Annotated in this window: 27 protein-coding genes and 1 pseudogene; 9 read left to right on the top strand and 19 right to left on the bottom strand. The window is 51.0% G+C overall.

Annotated features, from left to right (window positions below; all coding sequences use genetic code 11):
* Positions 1-528 (top strand): gamma carbonic anhydrase family protein, encoded by a 528-nt coding sequence (locus ACR64Q_RS07320; RefSeq protein WP_313734104.1) that lies wholly within the window; start codon positions 1-3, stop codon positions 526-528.
* A 111-nt stretch (positions 529-639) separates the two neighbouring features.
* On the opposite strand, the gene ACR64Q_RS07315 is transcribed toward ACR64Q_RS07320, so the two are convergent.
* Positions 640-1179 carry a copper resistance protein NlpE gene (locus tag ACR64Q_RS07315; RefSeq protein ID WP_020482121.1) on the bottom strand — a complete coding sequence of 180 codons (540 nt, stop codon included), beginning with the start codon at positions 1177-1179 and terminating at the stop codon, positions 640-642.
* A gap of 569 nt (positions 1180-1748) precedes the next feature.
* On the opposite strand from ACR64Q_RS07315, the gene ACR64Q_RS07310 reads away from it, so the two are divergent.
* On the top strand, positions 1749-1934 hold the full coding sequence (locus ACR64Q_RS07310; RefSeq protein WP_020482122.1) for a hypothetical protein: 186 nt from the start codon (positions 1749-1751) through the stop codon (positions 1932-1934).
* A gap of 2 nt (positions 1935-1936) precedes the next feature.
* A complete protein-coding gene (locus ACR64Q_RS07305; protein WP_313734103.1) occupies positions 1937-2296 on the top strand; it encodes a hypothetical protein in 360 nt (119 codons plus the stop codon).
* 93 nt (positions 2297-2389) lie between these two features.
* Here ACR64Q_RS07305 and ACR64Q_RS07300 read toward each other — a convergent pair whose 3' ends face one another.
* Genes ACR64Q_RS07300 through ACR64Q_RS07275 form a run of 6 tightly spaced genes read right to left on the bottom strand, consistent with a single transcriptional unit; the run spans position 2390 to position 7762 of the window.
* Positions 2390-2821: a YcgN family cysteine cluster protein gene (locus ACR64Q_RS07300; protein WP_313734102.1), complete on the bottom strand. Its 432-nt coding sequence runs from the start codon at positions 2819-2821 to the stop codon at positions 2390-2392.
* Between the two features lie 4 nt (positions 2822-2825).
* Positions 2826-3788, bottom strand: a complete 963-nt coding sequence (ftsX, locus tag ACR64Q_RS07295; protein ID WP_313734101.1) for a permease-like cell division protein FtsX — start codon at positions 3786-3788, stop codon at positions 2826-2828.
* A gap of 2 nt (positions 3789-3790) precedes the next feature.
* Positions 3791-4447 (bottom strand): cell division ATP-binding protein FtsE, encoded by a 657-nt coding sequence (gene ftsE / locus ACR64Q_RS07290; RefSeq protein ID WP_026604400.1) that lies wholly within the window; start codon positions 4445-4447, stop codon positions 3791-3793.
* Positions 4448-4466: 19 nt separating this feature from the next.
* On the bottom strand, positions 4467-6434 hold the full coding sequence (gene ftsY / locus ACR64Q_RS07285; protein WP_313734100.1) for a signal recognition particle-docking protein FtsY: 1968 nt from the start codon (positions 6432-6434) through the stop codon (positions 4467-4469).
* A gap of 4 nt (positions 6435-6438) precedes the next feature.
* The gene (locus tag ACR64Q_RS07280) at positions 6439-6975 is read right to left on the bottom strand and encodes a hypothetical protein (RefSeq protein ID WP_313734099.1); all 537 of its coding nucleotides are present in this window, start codon (positions 6973-6975) and stop codon (positions 6439-6441) included.
* A 43-nt stretch (positions 6976-7018) separates the two neighbouring features.
* Positions 7019-7762, bottom strand: a complete 744-nt coding sequence (locus tag ACR64Q_RS07275; RefSeq protein WP_313734098.1) for an SURF1 family protein — start codon at positions 7760-7762, stop codon at positions 7019-7021.
* Between the two features lie 16 nt (positions 7763-7778).
* On the opposite strand from ACR64Q_RS07275, the gene ACR64Q_RS07270 reads away from it, so the two are divergent.
* Positions 7779-8108, top strand: a complete 330-nt coding sequence (locus tag ACR64Q_RS07270; protein WP_483823296.1) for a twin transmembrane helix small protein — start codon at positions 7779-7781, stop codon at positions 8106-8108.
* A 63-nt stretch (positions 8109-8171) separates the two neighbouring features.
* On the opposite strand, the gene ACR64Q_RS07265 is transcribed toward ACR64Q_RS07270, so the two are convergent.
* The 10 genes and pseudogenes from ACR64Q_RS07265 to bioB form a co-directional block, all read right to left on the bottom strand.
* Positions 8172-9047 carry a cytochrome c oxidase subunit 3 gene (locus ACR64Q_RS07265; protein WP_192395918.1) on the bottom strand — a complete coding sequence of 292 codons (876 nt, stop codon included), beginning with the start codon at positions 9045-9047 and terminating at the stop codon, positions 8172-8174.
* Positions 9048-9058: 11 nt separating this feature from the next.
* Positions 9059-9600 (bottom strand): annotated as a pseudogene (locus ACR64Q_RS07260) (cytochrome c oxidase assembly protein).
* A gap of 155 nt (positions 9601-9755) precedes the next feature.
* On the bottom strand, positions 9756-11372 hold the full coding sequence (gene ctaD, locus ACR64Q_RS07255) for a cytochrome c oxidase subunit I (protein WP_313734096.1): 1617 nt from the start codon (positions 11370-11372) through the stop codon (positions 9756-9758).
* Positions 11373-11425: 53 nt separating this feature from the next.
* A complete protein-coding gene (gene coxB, locus ACR64Q_RS07250) occupies positions 11426-12556 on the bottom strand; it encodes a cytochrome c oxidase subunit II (RefSeq protein WP_313734095.1) in 1131 nt (376 codons plus the stop codon).
* Positions 12557-12809: 253 nt separating this feature from the next.
* Positions 12810-13205, bottom strand: coding sequence for a bacteriohemerythrin (locus ACR64Q_RS07245; protein ID WP_020482136.1), 396 nt, complete (start codon positions 13203-13205; stop codon positions 12810-12812).
* Between the two features lie 54 nt (positions 13206-13259).
* Positions 13260-13955, bottom strand: coding sequence for a dethiobiotin synthase (gene bioD / locus ACR64Q_RS07240; RefSeq protein ID WP_313734094.1), 696 nt, complete (start codon positions 13953-13955; stop codon positions 13260-13262).
* A complete protein-coding gene (gene bioC, locus ACR64Q_RS07235; RefSeq protein WP_313734093.1) occupies positions 13952-14740 on the bottom strand; it encodes a malonyl-ACP O-methyltransferase BioC in 789 nt (262 codons plus the stop codon). The genes bioD and bioC overlap by 4 nt, the downstream gene beginning before the upstream one ends.
* Complete coding sequence (gene bioH / locus ACR64Q_RS07230) at positions 14737-15498, bottom strand: pimeloyl-ACP methyl ester esterase BioH (protein ID WP_313734092.1); 762 nt, start codon at positions 15496-15498, stop codon at positions 14737-14739. The genes bioC and bioH overlap by 4 nt, the downstream gene beginning before the upstream one ends.
* Positions 15495-16655 (bottom strand): 8-amino-7-oxononanoate synthase, encoded by a 1161-nt coding sequence (bioF, locus tag ACR64Q_RS07225; RefSeq protein ID WP_313734091.1) that lies wholly within the window; start codon positions 16653-16655, stop codon positions 15495-15497. Before bioF ends, bioH begins: the two co-directional genes overlap by 4 nt.
* Positions 16655-17644 (bottom strand): biotin synthase BioB, encoded by a 990-nt coding sequence (gene bioB / locus ACR64Q_RS07220; RefSeq protein WP_313734090.1) that lies wholly within the window; start codon positions 17642-17644, stop codon positions 16655-16657. Before bioB ends, bioF begins: the two co-directional genes overlap by 1 nt.
* 68 nt (positions 17645-17712) lie before the next feature.
* On the opposite strand from bioB, the gene ACR64Q_RS07215 reads away from it, so the two are divergent.
* Complete coding sequence (locus ACR64Q_RS07215; protein WP_313734089.1) at positions 17713-18414, top strand: ComFC family protein; 702 nt, start codon at positions 17713-17715, stop codon at positions 18412-18414.
* A 9-nt stretch (positions 18415-18423) separates the two neighbouring features.
* Here the strand turns inward: ACR64Q_RS07215 and ACR64Q_RS07210 are convergent, their stop codons facing one another.
* Positions 18424-20046, bottom strand: a complete 1623-nt coding sequence (locus ACR64Q_RS07210; protein ID WP_313734088.1) for a nucleotide-binding protein — start codon at positions 20044-20046, stop codon at positions 18424-18426.
* 206 nt (positions 20047-20252) lie between these two features.
* Between ACR64Q_RS07210 and ACR64Q_RS07205 the strand changes: the two genes are divergently transcribed.
* From ACR64Q_RS07205 to ACR64Q_RS07190, 4 genes are all read left to right on the top strand, one after another.
* Positions 20253-20789 (top strand): flavoprotein, encoded by a 537-nt coding sequence (locus ACR64Q_RS07205; protein WP_313734087.1) that lies wholly within the window; start codon positions 20253-20255, stop codon positions 20787-20789.
* Positions 20786-22180 (top strand): DUF6513 domain-containing protein, encoded by a 1395-nt coding sequence (locus ACR64Q_RS07200; protein WP_313734086.1) that lies wholly within the window; start codon positions 20786-20788, stop codon positions 22178-22180. The genes ACR64Q_RS07205 and ACR64Q_RS07200 overlap by 4 nt, the downstream gene beginning before the upstream one ends.
* Positions 22181-22355: 175 nt before the next feature.
* On the top strand, positions 22356-22718 hold the full coding sequence (locus tag ACR64Q_RS07195; protein WP_313734085.1) for a NifB/NifX family molybdenum-iron cluster-binding protein: 363 nt from the start codon (positions 22356-22358) through the stop codon (positions 22716-22718).
* The gene (locus tag ACR64Q_RS07190) at positions 22715-23086 is read left to right on the top strand and encodes a hypothetical protein (RefSeq protein WP_313734084.1); all 372 of its coding nucleotides are present in this window, start codon (positions 22715-22717) and stop codon (positions 23084-23086) included. The genes ACR64Q_RS07195 and ACR64Q_RS07190 overlap by 4 nt, the downstream gene beginning before the upstream one ends.
* A gap of 8 nt (positions 23087-23094) precedes the next feature.
* On the opposite strand, the gene ACR64Q_RS07185 is transcribed toward ACR64Q_RS07190, so the two are convergent.
* Positions 23095-24171, bottom strand: coding sequence for a PA0069 family radical SAM protein (locus ACR64Q_RS07185; RefSeq protein WP_313734083.1), 1077 nt, complete (start codon positions 24169-24171; stop codon positions 23095-23097).
* Between the last annotated feature and the right edge of the window lie 120 nt (positions 24172-24291).

The following is a 24291-nucleotide window of genomic DNA, read 5'->3' as shown; positions in this document are numbered from 1 at the left end:
GTGGCAATCAGAACATATAAGGGCAAACAGCCCAACCTCGGCAAAAACGTTTACATAGATGAAGCGGCGGTCGTGATAGGCGATGTGACAATTGGCGACGATGTATCGGTGTGGCCAACCACGGTGATACGCGGCGATGTGGAAGCCGTCAGCATCGGCGACGGTACTAACGTTCAGGACGGCGCGGTATTGCACGTCTCCCACGCCGGCGACTATTCTCCACAAGGCCATCCGTTAACAATTGGTAAAGGCGTAACCATCGGTCATCGTGCCGTGGTGCACGCCTGTACGATAGGTAATTATTGCCTTATTGGCATAGGCGCTATCGTTATGGACGATGCCGAATTGGGGGATTATGTGATGTTGGGTGCGGGAGCGCTGGTGCCGCCCGGCAAGAAGTTGGAAGGCGGTTATTTATATGTTGGTGCTCCGGCCAAGCAGATGCGGGCACTTACCGACGAGGAAAAAAATTTTCTGGAATATTCCGCCAAACATTACGTGAAGTTGAAAAACGACTATTTAGTCTAATCAGCGTGAATTTCAAACTACATAGACTGTATCGGTGTTTTGCGTCCAACAGCCTATTTTTATAACTAGCCGGCGTTACTTAAATACCGGCTAGCTCGTTCCGGGCATAGATTAATGAATGTGCACTTCCCGCGATTTTGATTTATCACTCCTTGCCAACGTGTAGTCGTCCTGGTCGCCGAGCATGGGCGTACCATCACTATTGAGCTGTATCAATGTCCCTTCGTCTTTGATGCTGAATTTGCGATTCAGATCGTTTTTATTGGAGGTTAACGACAGTATGCGAGTTTTGTCATCCCAGTCGTACTTACCTTTCTCGTAAAACTCTCTGGAAGAGGCTTTTGCGTATTGGGTGACCAATAAATAATTGTTCTTTTGTTTCAAGGACAAGGTCATTTTAAAGCCATCACAATCTTTTTCCTTACACGGCAAGTATCCGTAAAAAACTCCACGAAATCCCTCGGTGTTTTCTGCCAGATTGGCATGAGCAGAGTGATCCATATCTTTCTGATGAATCATTTCCCGCGCTTTGAGGGTTTTTTCCTGGAGTTGCTTGTCGGATTCCGCCCAAGCCGGGTTGAGCGCCGGAAGCAATGCACCTAAAAAAATCACCGTCACATTTTTTTTAATTTTTCTAGTCAATGTTTGCATATGAGATTTTTCTATTCATGTGATTAAAGTAATTAGACAAGATCAAAACCGAAGACTACCAGGATAATCGTCAATTTCAACTTCGCGAGTATTTTATCGCCGATATACACTCCGTTTTCCAAACTTTTCAAATAAAAGGCCGCCGGTTTTTCAAGCCAAACCGCGCCTGGTCAGATTGGGAAAGCAGATGATAGCGCATAATCCAAGCGCTATTTGCGGACAGTCTTTGCGAAAACAACGGCAAACGTATAATATTGATACGATATTTGTTTGACAAGCCCGCTCATTTCTTTTATTGTTTCGATTCGCTACCATGAAGCGGTTCGGAAATGCCTAAATCAGGCTTTTTCAATCTGGCACTGCTTATATGGAGGTGTAACGCAATTCCTGGCTGATGCATTCAATGCTTTCAGCGAAATATTCGATCTGGCTCGGCGGCATGCCTTTGGTATCGGAGAAATCGCTGTAATTGACGTCAAATCAGTGCCGGCCCCGTTATAGGGCGAACAGGTTTTTCAATACAAATTCGGTTCGGCACTGACCGATTTACTATTACAAGAGGTAAAACCATGACAGAAGTAAAACAAGAAAAAGATAACTTCGTGTTGTATGTGGTGCTGGCTACCGCAGTTGTTGTTGGCGCCATCCTGGCGGTAAAAATGAGCGAAAACGAAAAATTTGCCCCCATCAAGGACCAAATTGCCGAAGAGAATCGCTTAATGAACATCCGCGTCATCGGCAACCGCGAGGATTAATTATGATGAAAACAATGTTTATCGGCACCCTGTTAGCCTCTTTGTTGTTGACCAGCCCCGTCCAAGCTACCGAATATATTTATCGAGACATTATGGCGAACACTCTAGCCCCAGAGCATTGCCAAGTTGAGAGCAAAGCTAAGGAAAATGCTGCCAAAAACTACAATATCGACAGATTCAGTAAAAAGTTCTGCCAATCCCAAGGTTACGGTTGGCATGTTGATGAGATTAAAAGCGCTGGCAATACGGTTTGCGACACATGCAGCAACCCACAGGAAGCCAAATGCCGTCAGCAAGATGTCGTAGTTAGTTGCAAACGGATTAAACCGGGTACGGTCGGTATGCTGCCCGGCAAAGGATAATCTAAAAGCACGCCCTAGGGATCGGTAATCCCGGATTTTCCACACCTGTCGCCGCCGGAAAACTAAGTTTACCGGCGGCCCAGCCAGCCTGAGTCAAGGCTGCAACCATTCGATAATATGATCTTCCATATCGGTGACTTGCGATTCCTTAATCGCATAACTGCCGATAGACACCCCAGCCTCTTTCACCGACTCGCTAGTCCCGCTAATCAAAGGATGCCAGTTGGGCAATGGCTCACCGTCGGTTAACAAACGATACGCGCAGGTTGACGGCAACCAGTTGTATTCTGCGAAATCGTGTTGCTTCAAGTCGATGCACTCCGGTACCAGCGTGCAGCGCTCGCTGTAACGGGTACAACGGCAGCTCTCCAAATCGATCAAATCGCAGGCCACGCTGGTAAAGGCAATTTCGCCGGTGTCTTCGTCTTCCAGCTTATTCAAACAACACTTGCCGCAGTTATCGCAGAGCGATTCCCACTCTTCAGTGCTCATTTGCGCCAAAGTCTTGGTTTCCCAGAAATTCATTGGCTTATTGCGGCTTAAGTTGCCGCAACTGATAGTGCAGCACGGCCCAGGAGCCGACTACCGCCAACACGGAAGAGATCATCAATAGCAAAATAAACTCCGAGAAACTCAAAAACAGTAAGTCAAATGAACTGTTATACAAGGTCGATAGTTTCTCCACCGGTGTTTCCAGGATCAACAGCATGATCGTCATAATCAGCCAGCCTAGAAAACCCGAGATAAAACCCAGCCAAAAACCGGTGTACAAAAATGGCCGTTGAATAAAAGCATGGGTAGCACCGACCAATTTGGAAATAAACACTTCGTCCTGGCGATTCTGCAATTCCAGCCGAATGGTATTGCCGGTAATGAATGTAACCGCAAAACCCAGCAAAAGGCTGACCAACATCACGCCACGGCTGGCGATCAGCATGATGGTTTGCAAGCGTGCCACCCATTGCATATCGACCTGCACGAAATCGACTTGCGGGAATTGCTTAAAATCAGACATCAATTTCTCGATATCTTCGTTGCTTTCCAGCGCATTTTTCGGCACTACCTGAATCACGCTCGGCAAGGGATTGCGTTCCAGCGCATTTAACGCATCGCTGAAGCCGCTATTGGCTTTGAACTCCTCCAACGCCTGTTTCTTGCTGATGAATTTGACTTCCATGACACTACCGTTTTGCTGAATTTGCTCGGCGAGTTTCTGCCCGGCCGCGTCGGTAATGTTGTCGTGCAAAAATAGGGACATCTGATTGCTGGACTCCAGATTACCCGTCAATTGCTGAATGTTGGCGACGACGATATAAAAGCTGCTGGCCAAGGAAATGGCAATAGCTAATACCAGTATGGTCATGGTAGAGGTAAACGGCGTGCGACTCAATCTGCCCAAGCTGGAAAACAGGCCGTGAGCATGATTGAGCAGATAGGCTTGAAATAACTCGACCAGCCTGCTGCCAGCTTGTTTGCGGTGATTCTGTTTCATCGTCAACTCGCTATCAAATGGCCTTTATCGAGCGTCAACACTCGATGGCCGAGATGATTAATCAACTCTATATCGTGGCTGGCTATTAACACCGTGACCCCGACTTGTTTGAATTGTTCGAACATGAACATCACTTCGGCGGACAGATCCGGGTCCAGATTTCCCGTGGGCTCGTCGGCCAAGATTAATTTAGGTTTATTGACAATCGCCCGGGCGATACCAACGCGCTGTTGCTCCCCACCTGATAGGGCTAAGGGATGCTTTTTTTCCTTACCCAACAGTCCCACTTTATCGAGGGATGCGCGCACCCGCCTCGCCACTTCCTGATGGTTGTAGCCGGACACTACCAAGGGCAAGGCCACGTTATCAAACACGGTTCTATCATTCAGCAATTTGTAATCCTGAAAAATCAGGCCTAAGTTGCGACGCATATAGGGGATCTTCCGCTCGCCGATGCGAGTAATATCCTGGCCGTCAAGCAATACGCTGCCGCGCGTGCATTGCTCCATCATCGCGATTAACTTCAGCAAGGTACTTTTACCGGCGCCGGAACGGCCGGTTAAAAATGCCATTTCGCCCCGATGCAAGTGAAAACTGACATCTGTCAGAGCTTCACCGGCATCAGGATAGCGTTTGCTTACGTGTTCGAATCTCAACATGGAATCAGTCTGTTACGTGTCATTCTTGAACAAATAGGGCATCAACGAAGTTTTGCGCATTGAAATCCTGTAAATCGTCAATCTGCTCACCCACACCAATAAAACGAATCGGAATATGTAGTTGATTAGCCAACGCAAAAATAATGCCGCCCTTGGCGGTACCGTCTAGTTTGGTTAAGGCGATACCGGTCAGTTCCACCGCTTCGTTGAATAGTTTAGCCTGCGACAAGGCATTCTGTCCGGTGCCAGCATCCAGGATCAGCAACACTTCGTGAGGCGCGGACTCGTCCAGCTTGGTCATGATGCGTTTGATCTTCTTCAATTCATCCATCAGGTTGGACTTGGTGTGCAAACGGCCGGCGGTATCGGCGATTAGCACATCAATCCCCTTAGCTTTAGCAGATTGCAAGGCATCGAAAATCACCGACGCGGAATCGGCCCCGGTGTGTTGGGCCACGACTTGAATATCGTTACGCTCACCCCAGGTTTGCAACTGCTCGACTGCCGCGGCCCTAAAGGTGTCGCCCGCCGCCAGCATCACGCTATGGCCTTGTTGCTGCAAGCGTTTGGCCAGTTTACCGATCGAAGTTGTCTTGCCTGCACCGTTAACCCCCACCACCAGAATCACGAACGGCCCATCCTGCTTGGGAACTTGCAGCGGCAAACTGCAAGGCTCCAGCATGGCTAATAAGTTTTGCTTCAAGGTTTGGCTTAACACCTGACCATCTCTAAGCTGATCACGCTCCAGACTATCGGTCAGTTGCTTGATCAATTGCGTGGTGGTTTCGATACCCAAGTCGGCCATCAATAACTGGGCCTCGATGTCCGCCAATAACTCCTTGGTAACCGCTTTTTGCCCGAATGCCAAACTGCTCAGCACCCCGCCCAAGCCGCTTCGGGTTCTTTTCAGCTGAGTGGTTAAACGCAGATATAAAGAATCTTCGCTACTTACCTGAGGTGCTTCCGCAGGCGCCTGTTCAGTTGCGACAACCTCGACGGCTTCTAAGGCTAGACTTTCGTCATCTGTTCCCGTGTTATAACGGCTATAAAACAAGATTCCCAGCAACGGCAACATCAGTAACGCGGCAACCGCATTATGCGCAACGGCCAAAGCCAGAGGCAGCTGGTACTTGACGCTAAAAATCCCCAGTGCGATCTGCACCAATAACAGCATACTTAGAATGTTTCCCGCCAAACGTACCGGTTTTGGATAACGTTCCGAAGTAGCGGACAACATCAAGGCACTTAAGACCAGGAAAGTAAAAGCCGCCAACACACGATGCAGCGCTTGAATCGCCATTTTTGCATCGGCCGAAAGACCGCTGTCTCTGAACAAATCCAAAATGCTCAGATAATCGGCGCCCGGCAACCATTCGCCGTTACAACGCGGAAAATCGCTGCACGCCAATCCTGCATAATTGCTACTGACCCAGCCACCCAGCACAATCTGCACCAGTAAGACCAGCATCGCCAATCCGGTAAATAAAACCGGGCCGCTACGAACCGGCCTTAGCTCGGCAGCCGGGTTAAGTCGTAAATAACTCCAGCCCAAGGTCCAAAACGTGAAAAACCCTAGTAACAGATGCGCCGTTACGACGCCTGGTCGCGTGCCGGAAGTAACCGCCCACATACCCAAACCAGCTTGCCCGGCAATCAAAAGCAATACCAAGGCGGTCAGCATCACTGCGGGCGAACGCGGTTTTTCCTTCCACGCCAAGCCAAACCAAATCAACACCAATATCGCCAGCCCACCCGCTAAGTAGCGGTGAGTCATTTCTTTCCAGGCTTTTGCAGTATCCAAGGCATATTGCGGAAATCCTGCGGCAGCGTCGGCTTTGAATTCGGCGCTGTCACTGACGAAAGCCTTGCCGTAACAGCCAGGCCAATCCGGACAGCCCAAACCAGCGTGGGTTAGTCGGACATAGGCGCCGACGATAATGACTAGCAGCGCCAAAAACGCGCAGCACAGAGTTAATTTTCTGAACATGTTTCTAACCGATTTGTGAAATTCTGAGTAACTTGTTTAAGTCGCTTTTGACTTGATAAGGATCGTAACCTGGGGCGTATTGCATCATGAGGTTCCCCAGTGGGTCCATGATGATCAACATACCTTCCGGAAAAGGCTGTGCGCTTAGTTGTTTTAATTTTTCCTGCAACGTCGCGGCTGGCAAGGCTTTTAATAAACGACCGTCGTCGCGCCATTCGGCAGGCAGCTGATACGTTTTGTCGAACAGCACGGCCAAGCGCCGGATCCGGGCAATATCCTTACCCATCATTAATGTCAGTTGATGCGTTTTGTACAAGGCATCGCGACATGTTTCCTCGCAATTCTGCGGCACCGGATTGACTAATACCCAGTGGCCTTTCAACTCCTGCATGTTTTGCGCGGAAAATGTATCGTAGCCGGAGAACTCATCGGCTGAGGTAACTTGCGGTGGATTGATCAGCGCGCCATTGTTGGTGCCTAATTTAACTATCTCGGGATTTTTTGCCAAAAACCAAGCAAACCCAAAGGGCACGATTGACATGGCAAATATCACTATGATGGTGATGCGGTTTTTTTTATATTGCTTATCCACGGTTTATTTTTCGACTACTGATCCAAATAAATAGGGCTGTTAATGTCAGCGCCAATCCGAACCATTGTACTGCATAGGCTCTATGTTTTTCAGGCGGGATTGCGACGGCGATCTTCCATTGCCGTTGGTAGCCCTCGGGCTGCGCCGGATCAAGCTCGATCTGATAATCGGCCAACGCATATCCCAACTTATCCGCCAAGAGTTTGCTATCTAAAACTTGTACCCTGACCGGCCAAATCTCCCCTGGAATTTCCGCACCCTTTAATTTCAGACCAGGCTCTGGAAAACGGTTGATTCTGCCACGTACTTGCTGCGCGACCATGCTGATACTAATGTCCGGCAACACGTCACGGGAGGCGCCTAACGCGACCCAGCCGCGGTTAACTAATATGCCAGGCTGGCCGCCGTCGGGCAAAAACGGCGTTAAAACCAGGTAGCCGGGTTTACCGTTCAGCATTTGGTTATCAATCAAAATCTGATGGACAGCATCATAATGACCGCTCACTAAAACCGGTCGATAACGTAAGGAATCGCTATCGATTCCGGTTTGCCGCGTTAAATCCAGGGCATCGGCACTGCTAGCTTCTTGCTGTTGCGCCAGTAAAATCGTCTTCTGCTCGCCTCGACTCAGTTGCCAAAACCCCAAGCTGCACAACACGGTGAATAACAGCAGATATCCACTCAGTGCTGGTAGCGAACAGCGGAATTCGATACCGCTCGTACTCAATTTGATCATATGTGAAAGCTCCAGTATGAATATGCGCTATTGGCAAGCGTACCCGAATCGCCGAGAATGCAGGTTTTTATTTCTTAACGCCGCCATGCTCATCAAAACGCTCACCATCGTCGCATTCCTGGCCATCGTCATCAGTCTTGGCTCCGCGCTGTTTCATATTGTCAAACACAAGGAAGACAGCGATTCGGCAAAGACTGCCAAGGCGTTGACCATGCGGATCGGCCTGTCGCTGGCTTTGTTCATTCTGTTGTTCATCGCCTACGCCACCGGGATAATTCAACCCCACGGCATCGGTGCCCGCATGCATGCCAATCAAAACCCGCCAACAACAATGTCAAACCCCTAAGAACCGACAAAAAAAAAGCGCGATCTGCACAGACCGCGCTTTTTCCGTTGTACTTAACAGCTTTTACATCATGTAAACGAACACGAACAGACCCAACCAGACCACGTCAACAAAATGCCAATACCAAGCAGCGGCTTCAAAGGCAAAGTGGTTTTCCGGAGTGAAATGACCTTTCCAGCTTCTGAACAACACCACCGATAAAATAATTGCACCGACACAAACGTGGAAACCGTGGAAACCGGTCAACATAAAGAAGGTTGAACCATAAATGCCGGAACCCAGTGTCAGACCCATTTCGTGATAGGCTTCGTAATACTCGGTTGCTTGAAATCCCACGAACAAAAAGCCCAAACCGACGGTAGCGATTAAACCTTTGATCAGTTGGTCGCGATTTTTAGCTAGCAAGCCGTGATGCGCCCAGGTGCAGGTTACGCCACTAGACAACAGCAACAGGGTATTCAGGAACGGTAAACCAAAAGCGCCCATCGGTTCGAAATCACCACCCACCTTACCGGGACCATTAGTAGGCCAAACCGATTGGAAAGCCGGCCACAAAGTATCGTGTGTCGAACGGCCCGGTCCACTGGGAAAGCCGGTTTCACCCAACCAAGCCACTGATAGATTACGCGTATACCAGAGGGCGCCGAAAAAAACGGCGAAGAACATGACTTCGGAAAAAATGAACCACATCATACCCATCCGATAGGAAATACCAACGCCATGGTTATACATACCGGATTCGCTCTCGGTTGATTGCAGCGCAAACCACAAACCCAGCATCACCAAAAAAATTACGAAACCGGTCAACATCATTCCGGAACCTATAGACGAACCGTTCAAATGATTGGCAAAGCCCGCCAGCGTCATCATCAAGCCGCCAGTCGCCAAAACCGGCCACACGGCTTTATGCGGTATGTAATAACTATCGTGTGTAGACATATCCTTCCCCTCTATTTTTTACTGATGTTAGTGTTATCAAAAAAAGTGTATGCAAGCGTGACGGTCTTATAGCGTTCGGGTAACGTCGGTTCTACAACGAAACGGACCGGCATGGTTTTTCTTCGTTCGCAGCAAAGGTTTGTTCGGTAAAGCAAAAGCACTGGGTCTTTTTAAAAAATTCTGCGGCCAGGCCCGGCGTAATACTGGGTATGGCTTGCGCAATCATCGGCTGATTAGTGGTATTTTTCGCATAAAAATTAACCGTGTAGTATTCACCCGGATGCACTTTCATACTTTTCACTTCTGAGCGGAACACCATAGGTGTGGACTCGTTTAAGGACGTGAGAAACTCTACTGTCACCTCCCTACTTTTATCCACCTCATACGCCGTTTCTTGAACGGCTTGACCTTCAACCTTACCGTTCAAGCCGGTCAAATCGCAAAGCACATCGTAAAGCGGCACCAAAGCATAACCAAAACCAAACATGGCAATTGCGACAAGCGCCAATTTACGGACCAACTTGGTATTTTTTTGCCCAAGATCCTCGCTCATTGCGAGATTGCCTTAATGACCGCAAATACGTATATCGTGAAGGCCACAGCAAACAACACCAAAGCCGTCAAAATGTTTTTCTTTTTTGTATCCATTTCATTACCCAATAAGCCATGTCAAACGACATGGCTTATTTCAGTCACTCATTTCAAGCTTTAAAAATGCTCGGTAGGGATTCTCGCCGGAGGCGTGCTGAAGGTGTGATAAGGCGCAGGCGAAGGCACTGTCCATTCCAGACTGTGTTTGCTAGCATCTTCCCAAACCTCGTCGCTCACTTTTTCGCCGGTTCCACCACGAATGGTGTCGATGACAATGTACACGAACAACAGCTGGCTAAAACCGTAGATGAACGCACCAATACTGGACACCATATTCCAATCGGCGAATTGAATCGCATAATCGGGGATACGACGCGGCATGCCAGCCAAACCCAGGAAATGTTGCGGGAAGAACAAAATATTCACCGATACCGCCGACAACCAAAAATGCAGTCTGCCGATTTTCTCGTTGTACATATTACCGGTCCATTTTGGCAACCAGAAGTAACCGGCAGCCATCAGGATGAAAATAGACGCAGGCACCAAGGTGTAGTGGAAGTGGGCAACGATGAAATAGGTATCGTGGTATTGAAAATCCACCGGCGCTACCGACATCATCAAGCCAGTGAAACCACCCATGGTAAATAGCACTACAAACGCAATCGAAAACAGCATCGGCGTTTCGAAGGTCATAGAGCCCTTCCACATGGTCGCGGTCCAGTTGAACACTTTTACGCCGGTCGGAATCGCAATCAACATGGTGGCGTACATAAAGTACAACTCACCGGCGACAGGCATACCTACGGTAAACATGTGGTGAGCCCAAACGATGAACGACAAGAACGCAATTGCGCCAGTCGCATACACCATAGAGGCATAACCAAACAGCGGTTTACGGGCAAACACCGGAATGATGGTAGACGCCACACCAAAAGTCGGCAGAATCATCACATACACTTCAGGATGACCGAAGAACCAGAAAATGTGCTGATACAACACCGGGTCGCCGCCGCCAGCCGCATCGAAGAAGCTGGTATCGAAGAACTTGTCAGTCAACAACATGGTTACCGCACCGGCAAATACCGGCATGATAGCGATCAACAAAAACGCGGTGATCAACCAAGTCCAGACGAACAAAGGCATTTTCATCAAGGTCATGCCAGGTGCGCGCATGTTAAAAATGGTGGCGATCACGTTGATTGCCCCCATGATCGAAGAGATACCCAGCAAATGCACAGAGAAAATAGCGAAAGGAAACGATTTACCGTTTTGAAAAACCAACGGTGGATAAAAAGTCCAACCGCCGGATGGTGCACCACCTTCCATGAACAAAGTGCTGGCCAACAACAATACGCCGGCCACCAACATCCAGAAGCTCATGTTGTTCATCCGCGGCAAGGCCATATCCGGCGCGCCGATCATCATCGGAATCATCCAGTTGGCCAAGCCGACGAATGCCGGCATTACCGCGCCGAACACCATCACCAAGGCGTGCATGGTGGTCATCGAGTTAAAGAAGTTGGGATCGACAAATTGCAGGCCAGGCTCGAATAATTCGGAGCGAATGACCAATGCCATGGCACCGCCGACAAAAAACATTATCAGGCCGAATACCAGATACAAGGTGCCTATATCTTTATGGTTGGTGGTAAATATCCACCGTAAAATGCCCTTTTCGGGGCCGTGATCGTGGTGATCGTGATGATCATCATGTTCAGCTACGACAGCAGTCATACTTTATACCTCAGCAAAAATTAGAAAATGAGTTCATTGCGAAAATCAGTGAATTACTCATCATCGTCCCATTTGGGTGTGATTTTATTAGGCTGAATCTCATCACCCACGTTGTTACCCAATGCCGGCGCGTTTCTGATGTAAGTAATCAGCTCTGCCAACTCGTCGTCCGGCAATTTTTTGAAGGCCGGCATTTTGCTCGTACCTGCCTGAATAAAACCAATCAGCTGATCCATATTGCCGGTGACTTTCGCGCTGCCTCGCAAAGCAGGGAACCAACCGGAGATACCGTTACCATCGATCTGGTGGCAAGCCACGCAGTTTTTCAGGTAAACAGATTCACCTTTTGCCATCAGCGTATTGCGGGTTTGGTCACTCAAATCAGGTTTCTGATTTTGCTTTTCCAAAGTCGCTTTTACCCAGGCATCGTATTGATCCTGTTCCATCGCAACCACCACCACCGGCATGAAACCGTGGTCACGACCGCACAGCTCAGTACATTGACCACGGTAAGTGCCGGGTTTATCGACTGAGGTCCAAGCTTCGTTCACAAAACCGGGGTTGGCGTCTTTTTTCCAGCCCAGATCCGGAACCCACCAGGAGTGAATCACGTCTGCCGCAGTAAACAGAAAGCGGATTTTTTTACCAACCGGCACCACCAGCGGCTTATCAACGTTCAGCAGGTAGTTGGGGACATTACGCGGATCCATAGAACTAACCCTGTGGGTTTTTTCGCTGGCCTCGTCTAAATGGCTTTCGAAATGCACGCCGCTATCCAGGTATTCATACTCCCAATACCATTGTTTACCGGTGACCTTGATGCTCATCTCTGAGTCCTGCACCTTGTCCAAATCGATCACGGCTTTGGTGGCAGGAATCGCCATACCCACCAGAATCAGCGTGGGAATGATGGTCCAGATGATCTCGACAGTCGTATTCTCATGAAACTGCTCGGCTTTATGACCCTTTGATTTACGATGATGATAAATCGAGTAAAACATAGTGCCGAACACCGCGATCCCAATAAACACACAGATCCACAGAATCAGCATGTGCAAATCGTAAAGCTCGTTACTGAGTTGCGTCACGCCCTTCATCAGGTTGAGTGTATAGTCCGCATGCGCAGTCCCCAAGCCTAAAGCCATCAGGACCAGACAAGCGAGCAGTTGCTTTGTTTTCTTCACGGAGCAGCCTCCCCATTGGTAGTTATAAACTTGTATGCGTTATATCTTCGTAATATCGTCGCAAGACCATTTAACCGGCGAACAATTCCATTTACTGATAATTATCATAAATTAACTGGGCAATTTTAACCCATGACTCACCCACAAACCAGAAGAGGTTTTCCCGTTTGTAAAAAATACACATAAAAAAGGCTTGGGAGCATCGCTGCTCGCAAGCCTTTTGTTGCATATTAGAGACAGATTTATGCTGTCATTACTTCAATGCATCTGCATAAGCCATGTCGAATTTCGGAATGTGGTTATCCAGCCAGCCTTTCACCAATTGACCGACGTCCTCGGTGACTTCCGCTTCACCGGCATGGAATTTTTTCTGCAAATCCGCGCAGATACCGATCAATGCTTCATGCTCGGCTTTGTGTCTATCATAACCGCCAAAGCCTTTAGCAACCATTTCCCTTTCTTCGTGCGCAAAGTGATCGACCACATAGGTAATCAATGCATCCAGCGAAGCGCCAACAGTAGCGCGCGCCGCGCCGCCCGTGGCTTCATCGTACAGTTTATTCAGCAAACCGAACAAGGTTTGATGTTCTTGGTCGGCAAATCCGACATTAGTGCCATATTGAGCCGCAGTCCAAGTAATTAAAGCCATATAACGTCTCCTGGTTGTTTTTGTAATGGAGTCGTCATTTTGAACATCTGTTCATCATTTTTTTTGATGTACATCAACTTTTTGCCAGTTTGGCAAACTCAATTTAGAAGCTAACACATCAAAATCGCCGGCGGCTGAAAACGGCAAAACCCCCAACAGAGGTGTATCTATAAGCTCACGTAGATAAGTCAGATTGCCATCAAAACCAGGCATGGCCTGATCAATTTGCACCGCCACCCAACCGGCGCAGGACAAACCGCTCCGGCGTATGGCCGACATCGTCAAGCGCGCGTGATTGATACAACCCAACCTGACACCCACCACCAGAATCACCGGCAACCGTAACGCTTGCGCCAGACCGGCATTGTCCAAATCACTGCTCAACGGCGAATACCAGCCACCCGCCCCTTCGACCAGCACTACATCAACCCGTTGTTGTAATCGGACAAATCCGTCCGCAATAACATCCATCGAAACTTCAACGTCACCACATGCCAGATGCGGAGAAATTGCCGCTTCAAAAGCGTAGGGATTGATTTCCCGGTATTCCAGTGGCACTGAAGCGTATTGCTGCATCAGTAGCGCATCGGAATTTTTCAGCATGCCGTCATGCCATTCACAGCCGGCGGCCACCGGTTTCATACCCACCGCAGTCAAGCCTTGCATTTGCAGACAGCGCATCAAGGCAATAGTCGTCCAGGTTTTGCCGACATTTGTATCGGTACCGGTAATGAAGAACGCAGATTTCATGACCTTGCCCGCACGAAGATAATTTCGTAGCTGGCCACTATTTCGCCGTTTACCATGCTGTTTTCATACTGCCGCATCATTTGCTGCAATTGCGAACGGGTGGTGAGCCGCCGATTTCTGGCATCACTAACGTTATGCGCCCCAAGATCTTTTAGCTCATGCATCAAAGCCATCACCGAAGGGTAAGATAAACGATACATCACAGTGTCCACATCGACCCGCGCTAAACCGGCAGCTCGTAAAAAACCGCAAATCTGCCCCGCACTATAAAAATCGTTAACATGAGCAAAGTCGTCGACACCAGTCCAAGCCGCTTTCAGCTCTCTTAAGGTCTCCGGACCGAAGGTTGAAAATACCAGTTGCCCACACTGGCGCAATAATCGCCGCACATCGGCAAACACCGCCGGCAAGTCCTGACACCACTGCACGGCCAGATTCGAATAAACCTGTTGCAGACTGTTATCCGCAAACGGTAGTTTTTCGGCATCGGCACAAACATATTCGACCGGTAAAGCACCGTTGTTCCGTCGCGACGCTTGCAGCATAGGCAATGCAATATCCAATGCCAAACAAGACTGATTCAGACAATCTAACGGCAAACGGCGCGTCAAAAAACCGGTGCCGCACCCAACGTCCAGCACCCAACCCGGCGCGGATTGCAACGGAAATTTTTGCAGCAAGGCCGATCCCACCTGGCGTTGCAACATCGCCGCCGAATCATAACTTCCAGCCGCCGCCGCAAATGAACGCCTAATTTTGGCTTTATCCAACACGGCAAAACTCATTCAGCCGCGGCAACGATGTCGCATAGCTGCTGGGCGTGCGATAAAAATGGCACATGTCCGGCACTTGCCAGAACATGTAGTGTGACGCGTGTGTTTAAAGTCTTTACAGCTTGCCCGGTTTGCACCGGAATCAAAGTATCTTTATCGCCTTGCATGACCGTGATCGGACAGCGCAACCCCACGACGGACTTGCGCAAATCGCTATTTTTCAGAATTTGCAAACCACCTTGCAACGCATCGCGCGTCGGGGCATCGCACTCCTGCACGGCCAAGCGCAATTGCTGTAACAACTGCCGGCTCTCAGGCAAGCCTTGCACTTGCAAACCCAAAAAGCGTTGCAAGGTCAATTTCGTGTCATCACTAAGCTGGGCGACAAAACCATCCAACACCTCCGGCCTCACTCCCGGCCAATCGGCAGTCTTAACAAAATTCGGATTGCCTGATAACAAGAACAGCGACTGCAATCGCTCGGGACAGCGCGCCGCCATATCCAAAGCCACCGTCGCGCCCAGTGACCAGCCCAACACGCTAAAGCGATTGACCGGAATCGCATCGAATAACGCGGAAGTAATAGCCGGTAGATCATACGCATCCAACCCGGCACTGCGACCGTGACCGGGTAAATCCAGGCAAATCACCTGGCGATGCCGAGCCAACTGCCTGGCAAAATCACGCCAAATGCCGCTATGCATCGCCCAACCGTGCAGCATGACTAATGGTCTGCCCTGGCCGTATATTTCTCTATGAATTCCAGTCATGGCAAAGCCTTAGCCAATGCCTCCAACAAGGCATCGATCTGTTGTTCGGTGTGATTAACGGAAAAGGTGATCCTCAAGCGAGCGCTGCCGGCCGGCACGGTCGGCGGTCGAATCGCACTGACCCAAAATCCTTGCTCCAGCAAACGCTGACTAGCCGCCACGGTTTGGCCGCTGTCGCCAATCAGAACAGGTTGAATCGCGGTAAAAGAGTCCATTAGTCGCAGGCCTTGTTGTTGCGCACCTTGCCGGAAACGGGAGATTAGATTTTGCACCTGTTCGCGCCGCCAAGACTCAGCTTGCAACACCCGCAAACTGGCGCGAGTCGCCTCGGCAACAGCCGCAGGCAGCGCGGTAGTAAACACATAACTCCGGGCTTTTTGAATCAACATCTCGATAAAGTTATCGGAACCGGCCACAAAGGCACCGAACGTCCCAAACGCCTTGCCTAAAGTGCCAATCAGAATAGGTACGTCATCCTGACTCAAACCGAAATGCTCGACAATGCCGCCGCCGTTTTTACCGAGTACGCCAAAACCATGGGCATCGTCGATCAGCAAACCGGCATGATGCTGTTCGGCCAACGCCACCATGTCCGGCAGCGGTGCCAAATCGCCATCCATGCTGAACACGCCGTCGCTGACCACCAAAGCCTTGCCCACAGCATTCGACAGCTTAGCCTGCAAGTCTTGAACATCCGCATGCCGATAGCGCTGAAAGCGCGCCCGCGACAATAAACCCCCATCCAGCAGTGAAGCGTGATTCAAGCGGTCCTCCAACACAGTATCACTGCGACCCAGCAATGCGGAAATCACACCCAGATTTGCCATATAGCCAGTGGAAAACAGCAAGGCCCGCTCCCGCCCGGTAAAAGCCGCCAATTCCTCTTCCAAAGCATGATGGGCAGCGCTGTGCCCACAAATCAGATGTGCAGAACCACTACCAACGCCGTAGCGATCCACACCCAATTTGAATGCTGCCGCGACCTCGGCATGATTGGCCAGCCCCAGATAGTCGTTACTGCAAAAATTGATTAATTGTCGACCATCGACATTCTGCATGATGCCTTGCGGACCATCGACTACCCGGCGCCGCCGATACAGATTATCCTGCTCCAGCTGCCGCAGTTCGGCGGTAAAATCGTAGAAAGCGTTGGCCATTAGGCGTAACTGGAACCGCCCATCCGCACTCCCAAACGCTCGAACAACTGCTGGTCGTGGTTGGTCATCGGGTTATCGGTGGTCAGCAGCTTATCGCCGTAGAAAATCGAATTGGCGCCGGCCAAGAAACACAAAGCCTGCATCTCGTCGCTCATGGCTTTGCGGCCAGCTGACAGACGTACCCGCGATTGCGGCATTAGAATTCTAGCGACGGCGATGGTGCGTACAAACACGATAGGATCTAGCGCTTCTATTCCGTGCAACGGCGTACCTTCCACCTGCACCAACATATTGATAGGCACACTTTCCGGATGCTTGGGCATATTGGCTAGTTGCAACAACAACTTGGCGCGGTCAGTCTCCGACTCGCCCATACCGACAATCCCGCCGCAGCAGACGTTGATACCGGCATCGCGCACCCGCTCCAGCGTATCCAAGCGGTCTTGATAGGTACGGGTGGTAATGATTTCGGAATAATAGTCTTCGGATGTATCCAAGTTGTGGTTGTAATAATCCAGACCGCCGTCTTTCAAGGCTTGAGTCTGTTTATCGCTGAGCATGCCCAACGTGACGCAAGTCTCCATACCTAGCGCCTTCACGCCCTGCACCATTTCTACGACTCTCTCGATGTCCCTGTCCTTGGGGCTACGCCAAGCGGCGCCCATGCAAAACCGCGATGCGCCCTGCTCTTTGGCTTGCTGTGCGGCTTTTAATACCGCATCCACCGGCATCAGAGCTTCTGGACTTAAATCAGAATCGTAGCGCGCGCTTTGCGGACAATAGCCACAATCCTCGGAACAGGAGCCGGTCTTGATGCTCAACAGACTGCTAACCTGTACCTCGTTAGGATCGAAATACACTCTATGCACGCTTTGCGCCTGATAAATCAGGTCGTTAAACGGTAGCGCCAGCAAAGCTTCGACTTCGGGTAACTGCCAGTCGTGACGGATGGTAGCCATTGGTTCCAAGGGTTTCTGGCTTGCAGACATTCTGATAATCTCCGAGAGTGAGGACAAAGCCGTGCCAAGCAGCGACTTATCAACCTATATTTAAAATTATGGTAAACAACTGGCTGAACATTATACAGAAGAAATTGCTGCCGCCACGTTGTGTGTTATGCGCAAGTCCGGGATACGGCAATTTGGATTTATGCCTGGGCTGCTTAACCGACCTGCCGCGCAACCTGTCTTGCTGCTACCGATGCGGGGAACACTTCGAGACCGCAATAGAGGTGCCGCAACTCTGCGGCCGTTGCCTGAAAAAATCGCCCGCCTTCGATGAGACCTATGCGCCGTTTTTGTACCAAAGCCAGATGCGCTATTTGATCGGCCAATTAAAGTTCGCCAACGATTATAAAAACGCCCGCTTAATGGCAGCCTTGCTGGCTCAACATATTGCCGATAGTGCGGAGCTGCCGGATTGCCTGTTACCCGTACCGCTGTATCCCAGGCGCTATCGGGAACGTGGTTTCAATCAGTCGATAGAAATTGCCCGGCATTTGTCCAGGGAACTCGGCATTCCGCTGGATTTAAATAGCTGCGCTCGCCAGCGCGATACCGGCCATCAAACCGGCTTACCGGCCAAGCAGCGCCGGAAAAACATGCGTTTGGCGTTTAAGGTCGTTAAACCATTAAATTTTCAACATATTGCAATCATAGACGACGTCATGACCACCGGCGCTACCGCCTCTGCGCTGGCGGCAGCGCTAAAGCAAGCCGGGGTCGGCAAAGTTGATGTCTGGGTTTGCGCCCGCGCTTAAAGAACTACCTCAATTATCCCGGACGGCCGAGGCTGGGAGTGGCAAACCGGAGTTTTGCAAGGCGTTGAGAACAGTCAGCAACTTTTCTCGCCGCGAACCCAGCAATTGAAAGCCATGCATCAGCATAGTGATTTCATCCTGCAAATTTTGTTGATCGACGCCCATGACATTTAAAGCCTCGACAGCGGATGCCAGCGCCAGTTCGTGCCGGCTTTGGTAAGGCCGCTTGAAACGCGCCTGAAAGCCGTCCCGCAATTTTTGCAGCAATGCCTCGAAACGCTGTTCGGTGAAGTCATCGGCTTGCATGCGCTCCAGCAGGACCTGTTCGGCATCGAAGACCTCTTCGTGAAAAGCCTGCCGATAGGCCGTGCATAGCTGCTCCACCAACTCGCGATGCGGCCCCTGCTGCCCTTGCAGTTGCGCAACCAATCGAGCCGCGTTTTCTTCCAGGCTAAACATCGGCCGTTGATAACGCATCGCATGCAAAGCCTCCAAGGTCGTCAGCAATTCGACCAATCTAGGCTCGGCATAATTTTCAGTTTCCAGCCAGCGATAAAACAGCTGTTTGAAGGTATTCGGAAAACGGCCGAACTGCTCGCAGTAGGCTTCTACAAATTCGCCGGTAAAACGCTCCAGCTCCGGTTGATCGAGCAATTGATGTTTCATCGCCGACAACAGCCGCCGGCTCAACTCGCTGACACTAAGCTCCGTTTTATCGGCTGCAAGCCAGGAATTAATCGCCGCAGTCGGTTCGCTATCGGAAATATCGGCCACCGTATGTTTGAACGGCGCGGGGGTTAACAAGGCTTGCCAGTAATCCAACAGCCCATTGCCGGCCGTTTCGCTGCCGATATGCTTGATAATATTGTCCGCCAACGCAAACAAACAACGGCTAGCCGGAGAATTGGCGGCTAAATCCACCACCGACATTTGCAAAGCGACGGCTTTAGGCAGATTTTCGTCGCGAATGACAAAGCCGCCGTACTCGACTTTTAGTTTCAAACATTTTTCCGCCACGGCGGCAAAGCGTCGATAGGTATCGGTCGCGGCCGGATAATCAACGGCCTGATTGACAACCACGCGCAGGCTGCCCGAATACTGACGGGCATTCAAAGCCTTCAGCAGCGCAAAGGCATCGGTTAGCGCAGCCGGATCACCGCTGACCACTAAAAACGTAGATTGCGCCAGCTCGATAAAGCGCAGCACGGTTTCGGTATGCGTCGCAGCGGTGTCGATCAAAAAATAATCGAATTGCGCTTCCAGCTCGGTCAATACTTCCGACAGCTTATTCATCTGCGCGGCAGAAACAGGTATACCGCCCATTAAACTTGCGGCGGACACCACGCCCACATCCTCGCCGGTTTTCAGCAAAACCTCAGCAATCGTTTTTTCGCCGGATAGCACCTGCTCCAAACGGTGCGCCGGCCGCAGCCCGAGTAATGTGTTGATATTGGACAAGCCGGTATCGACATCGAACACACAAACGCGCTTGCCGCGCAATGCCATCGCTGCCGCTACATTAGCCACCACACTGGTTTTACCGACGCCGCTCTTGGCCCCGGCAAACGCAATAATGTGCGGTTTTGATTGAGCGTCAGCGCTGTCCTGTTCTGAAAAATGTAAACTGTCCATCGTGGCAATGAAATAGGCTGTTTAGGTCGGATTTAGATCGGCAAACCAAGCCAGCCGAATTCAAACGATATTGTAAGCCCAATCTTACAAATTCATGAATTCATAGCATAAACCTAGGTTGCACATATCGGGGCCTTAGCGGCGAGCGGTCGATTCGCCGCCATCTTCACGTATAATGCACCATCCACAAAACTACTACATACCCCATGACCACCCCTCGTCTCGCCTGGGCCATTACCGGCTCCGGGCACTATATAGAAGAATGTCTTGAATACATGCTGACGCTGGACAATGTTGATTTGTATTTGAGCCAGGCCGGTGAGGAAGTCTTGAAAATGTACGGTATTCGTCTGGAAGACGTTAGAGCCAAGATGCCGGTATATCGCGATAAAGCCGCCTCCGCGCCGCCGGTGGGCTTGTTTTATAAGGGCTATTACCACACCTTTGTGATGGCCCCCACCACCTCCAATACCATTGCCAAATGCGTGCTGGGCATCGCCGATTCGCTGGTCACCAATCTGTATTCCCAAGCCGGCAAATGCCGCGTGCCCAGCATCGTTTACCCTTGCGACACCCAGCCGGAAATCGAAACCACCGCGCCCGGTAAGAAAAAATTCATGGTCTATCCGCGCCCTATCGATCTGGAAGCCACCGATAAAATCCGTTCTTTTCCTTACACGCAAGTGGTTGATGATGTCGAGCAACTGATCGTCGCGGTCAACGCCCGGCTAGCCAGCTTATGACCGAGCGCATTCTATTCGTCACCGGTCGATTGGCGGAAAAGCAAGTTAGGCAGGTATTGGAAAAAATGCAGCCGGAATTTCAATACAAAGTGTATGTGATGGGCGTAACGGTGGCCGCGTTGATTACCAGCGACATGATCATCCGCCGCATGCCCGACGCGCAAGGCGCTGATCGGGTGATCTTACCTGGCCGCTGCCGCGGCGATCTGGAGGCGCTGGGCCAGCACTTTGGCGTGCCGTTCGAGCGTGGTCCAGAAGAGATCAAAGATCTGCCCCAGCATTTTGGCATGGCCGCCCAGCATTACGACCTGAGCCAATACCAAACCAAAATTTTCGCGGAAATTACCGATGCACCCAGCATCAGCGTCGAGGCGGTGATCGAGCGGGCTTATTACTACAAAGCCAACGGTGCCGACGTGATCGACATTGGCTGCCTGCCCGGCACGCCGTTTCCGCATCTGACCGAGTGCATTCGCACCTTGAAACAAGAAGGCTTCACCGTCAGCATTGACTCCTTGGAAGACGCCGACCTGCTGGCCGGCGGCCAGGCTGGGGCCGATTACATGCTCAGCTTGACCACCAAAAGCCTGTGGATAGCTGAGGAAGTGGCGACCACGCCGATTCTGATTCCGGAAACGCACGGCGACTTGAGCACGCTGGATAAAGCCATCGAAATCTTGAGCGCGAAAAACCGCGCCTTCATCGTCGACCCGATTCTGGACCCGATTCACTTCGGTTTCACCGACTCCATCGTCCGCAATCATGAATTCCGCCGCCGCTATCCGCAGGTAGAAATGATGATGGGGGTCGGCAATCTCACTGAACTGACCCACGCCGACACCTCGGGCATAAATGCGATGTTGCTGGGGATTTGCTCAGAGCTGAATATCAACCATATTCTGGCTACCGAAGTGAGTAAACACGCGCGGCGGGCGATCAAGGAAGCCGACAGCGCCCGCCGCATCATGTACACCGCCAAGCAGCACAATACCCTGCCCAAACACATCGCCCCGGATTTGCTGACCGTGCATGATAGCTCGCCGTTTTTGAATAGCCGCGAGGAAATCGTAAGTTTGGCAGCGGAAATTAAAGACCCCAGCTACCGTATTCAAGTCAGCAGCGAAGGCATTCATGTGTTCAACCGCGATGGTCTGCACACGGCGCAAGACCCCTTCGATTTGTACCCTAAGTTGCACGTGGAAACCGACGGCGGCCACGCCTTTTATCTGGGTGTGGAACTGGCGCGCGCCGAAATCGCCTGGCAGTTGGGCAAACGCTTCACCCAGGATCAGCAACTAAGCTGGGGCTGCGCCGCGCAAGGCACCGAGCCCAGCGTGGATTTACATACTTTCAAACCGGCTGGCAGCACCCTAAAAAAGCACGAAGACTAAACCGTTTGTCAGTGGCAATTGTTGCAAACTCGACAAGCCGCTACGCTTTTCTCCGCATTGATCCTCGCTAAAACCCCGTAATTAAGGCCCTAGCCGCATTTGGTATTGCTCTTGCTTGGGTTTAACCAAACCTAATCAAGAGCCTCTTACATGAAATCTAAACAAGCGAATGCGCATGACTGAGTTCCCTTTAAAACTGGCCGTCGCCACCAAAGACAATATTTCCATCAACGAACATTTCGGCCACGCCACAAAATTTTCGGTGTATAGCGCCAGCGAGACCCGCTGCGAGTTACTGGAAACCCGCGAAGTAGCCAACTACTGCCTGGGCCAACACGCCGACGAGTCCGCAATGCCCGGCATTTTGGAAACCATTAAAGACTGCTATGCGGTGTTCGTGGCGCGCATCGGTGACGGTCCGACCGCAAAAGTTAACGCCATCGGCGTCCGCGCCGTATCGGAATATGCGTATGCAGCGGTCGAGGAATCCTTGCTGGACTATGCTAAACGCACCGCCGCCGGCGAGGAGATCGGATGACGCCCGAACACGTCGCACAATGGGTGAACAGCCATCCCCTAAGCCCCATCCACGTCGATTGCGCGGTAACGGTGATGCTGAAAATCATCGACGGCAAATGCAAAATGCGGCCGACGGAAAAAGTGGTGATGGCGCTACTTTACGACTGCGTCAAACACTTGCCTGGACAAATTCTGCAAGCTGATCTGCATCCTTTGATCGAGACAGCCCGCGCCGACGAAGACGACGAAGCTTTGAAAAACTTGATATACGAAAAACGCCTGATGGCGGAAACCGCAATTTCTCGGCCGGTGATGAAAGGTTTTAAAGCCATGATCCGGGAGCAAGGTTTGCTGGAACGACGGGATGAGGAGGAAATCGAAGTGTGACTTTGGGGTCAATCGAAAAAATCGAAACTCATTTGTCCGCCTAAGTTTGGCGGGCGAAACAAATCGCTGCGTAGCGGTGGCAGCGAACGGGTTAGTTCCAGCTTTTTGGTAATCAACTTGAATCGTTGCGCAATCAAATCGGCATAACTGCCACTGCCCGTTTGGCGTTGATGAAAAGCCGCATCATAGGCTTTACCACCCCTGCTATCCCGCACCCGATTCATTACATGCTCGGCTTTTAAGGGGTAGTTTTGTTGCAGCCATTCTTTAAATAAATCCGCAGTTTCCAAGGGCAGACGCAGCAGGATGTATTGCACACTCTGTGCGCCGGCTTGATGGGCGGCGCCAACAATGCTTTCCAATTCGTAATCGGTCAGCACCGGAATCAGCGGCGCCACCATCACCCCAACCGGAATCCCCGCTGCCCGCAAGCGGGCGACAGCCTCCAACCGCCGCTGCGGCGCCGCAGCCCGCGGCTCCAAGGTTCGCGCCAGCGTTCTATCCAAGGTGGTAATCGACAGATAAACGGACACCAAACCCTGCCCGGCCATGTCCGCGAGAATGTCAATATCGCGCTCGACCAACGCCGACTTGGTGACGATGCTGACCGGATGCCGGGTCTCGGATAACACTTCCAAGATTTGCCGCATGGTTCGCTGCTGCCGTTCCAGGGGTTGGTAAGGATCGGTGTTGGTACCCAAAGCAAGCGGCGCACAGCGATAACTGCGTTTGGCTAGTTCCTCCCGCAGTAATTGGGCGGCATTGGGCTTAACCAGAATTTTACTTTCGAAATCCAGTCCGGCGGAATAACCCAGATAAGCATGGGTCGGCCTGGCAAAACAATAAATACAAGCATGCTCGCAGCCGCGATAAGGATTTATCGACCTGTCGAACGGTATATCCGGCGAATCGTTGTAAGTAATCACCGATTTGGTGCTATCGATGATCACTTCGGTCGGCAGCGGCGGTAGTGCCGCATCCAGACTGCCCCAACCATCGTCCTCAGCCACCGGGCTTTGCCGTTCAAAGCGCCCAGCGACATTACTGATACTGGCGCGACCTTTGTAAATTAATGGCGTAGACATAGCTTCATCTGCAAGCAGCACATAATTTGGGTAAGGGGATTATACCGATCACGCGCGAATCCAAGCTTCATGGGTTTTTCGAAGCAGTCCGCCCATGGCATTGGGTAGCCGGGTCTGAGG

It is taken from the genome of Methylomonas sp. 2F7 (assembly GCF_057126975.1).
The sequence above is the reverse complement of the archived record's forward strand: the minus strand, read 5'-3'. Positions and strand labels throughout refer to the sequence as shown.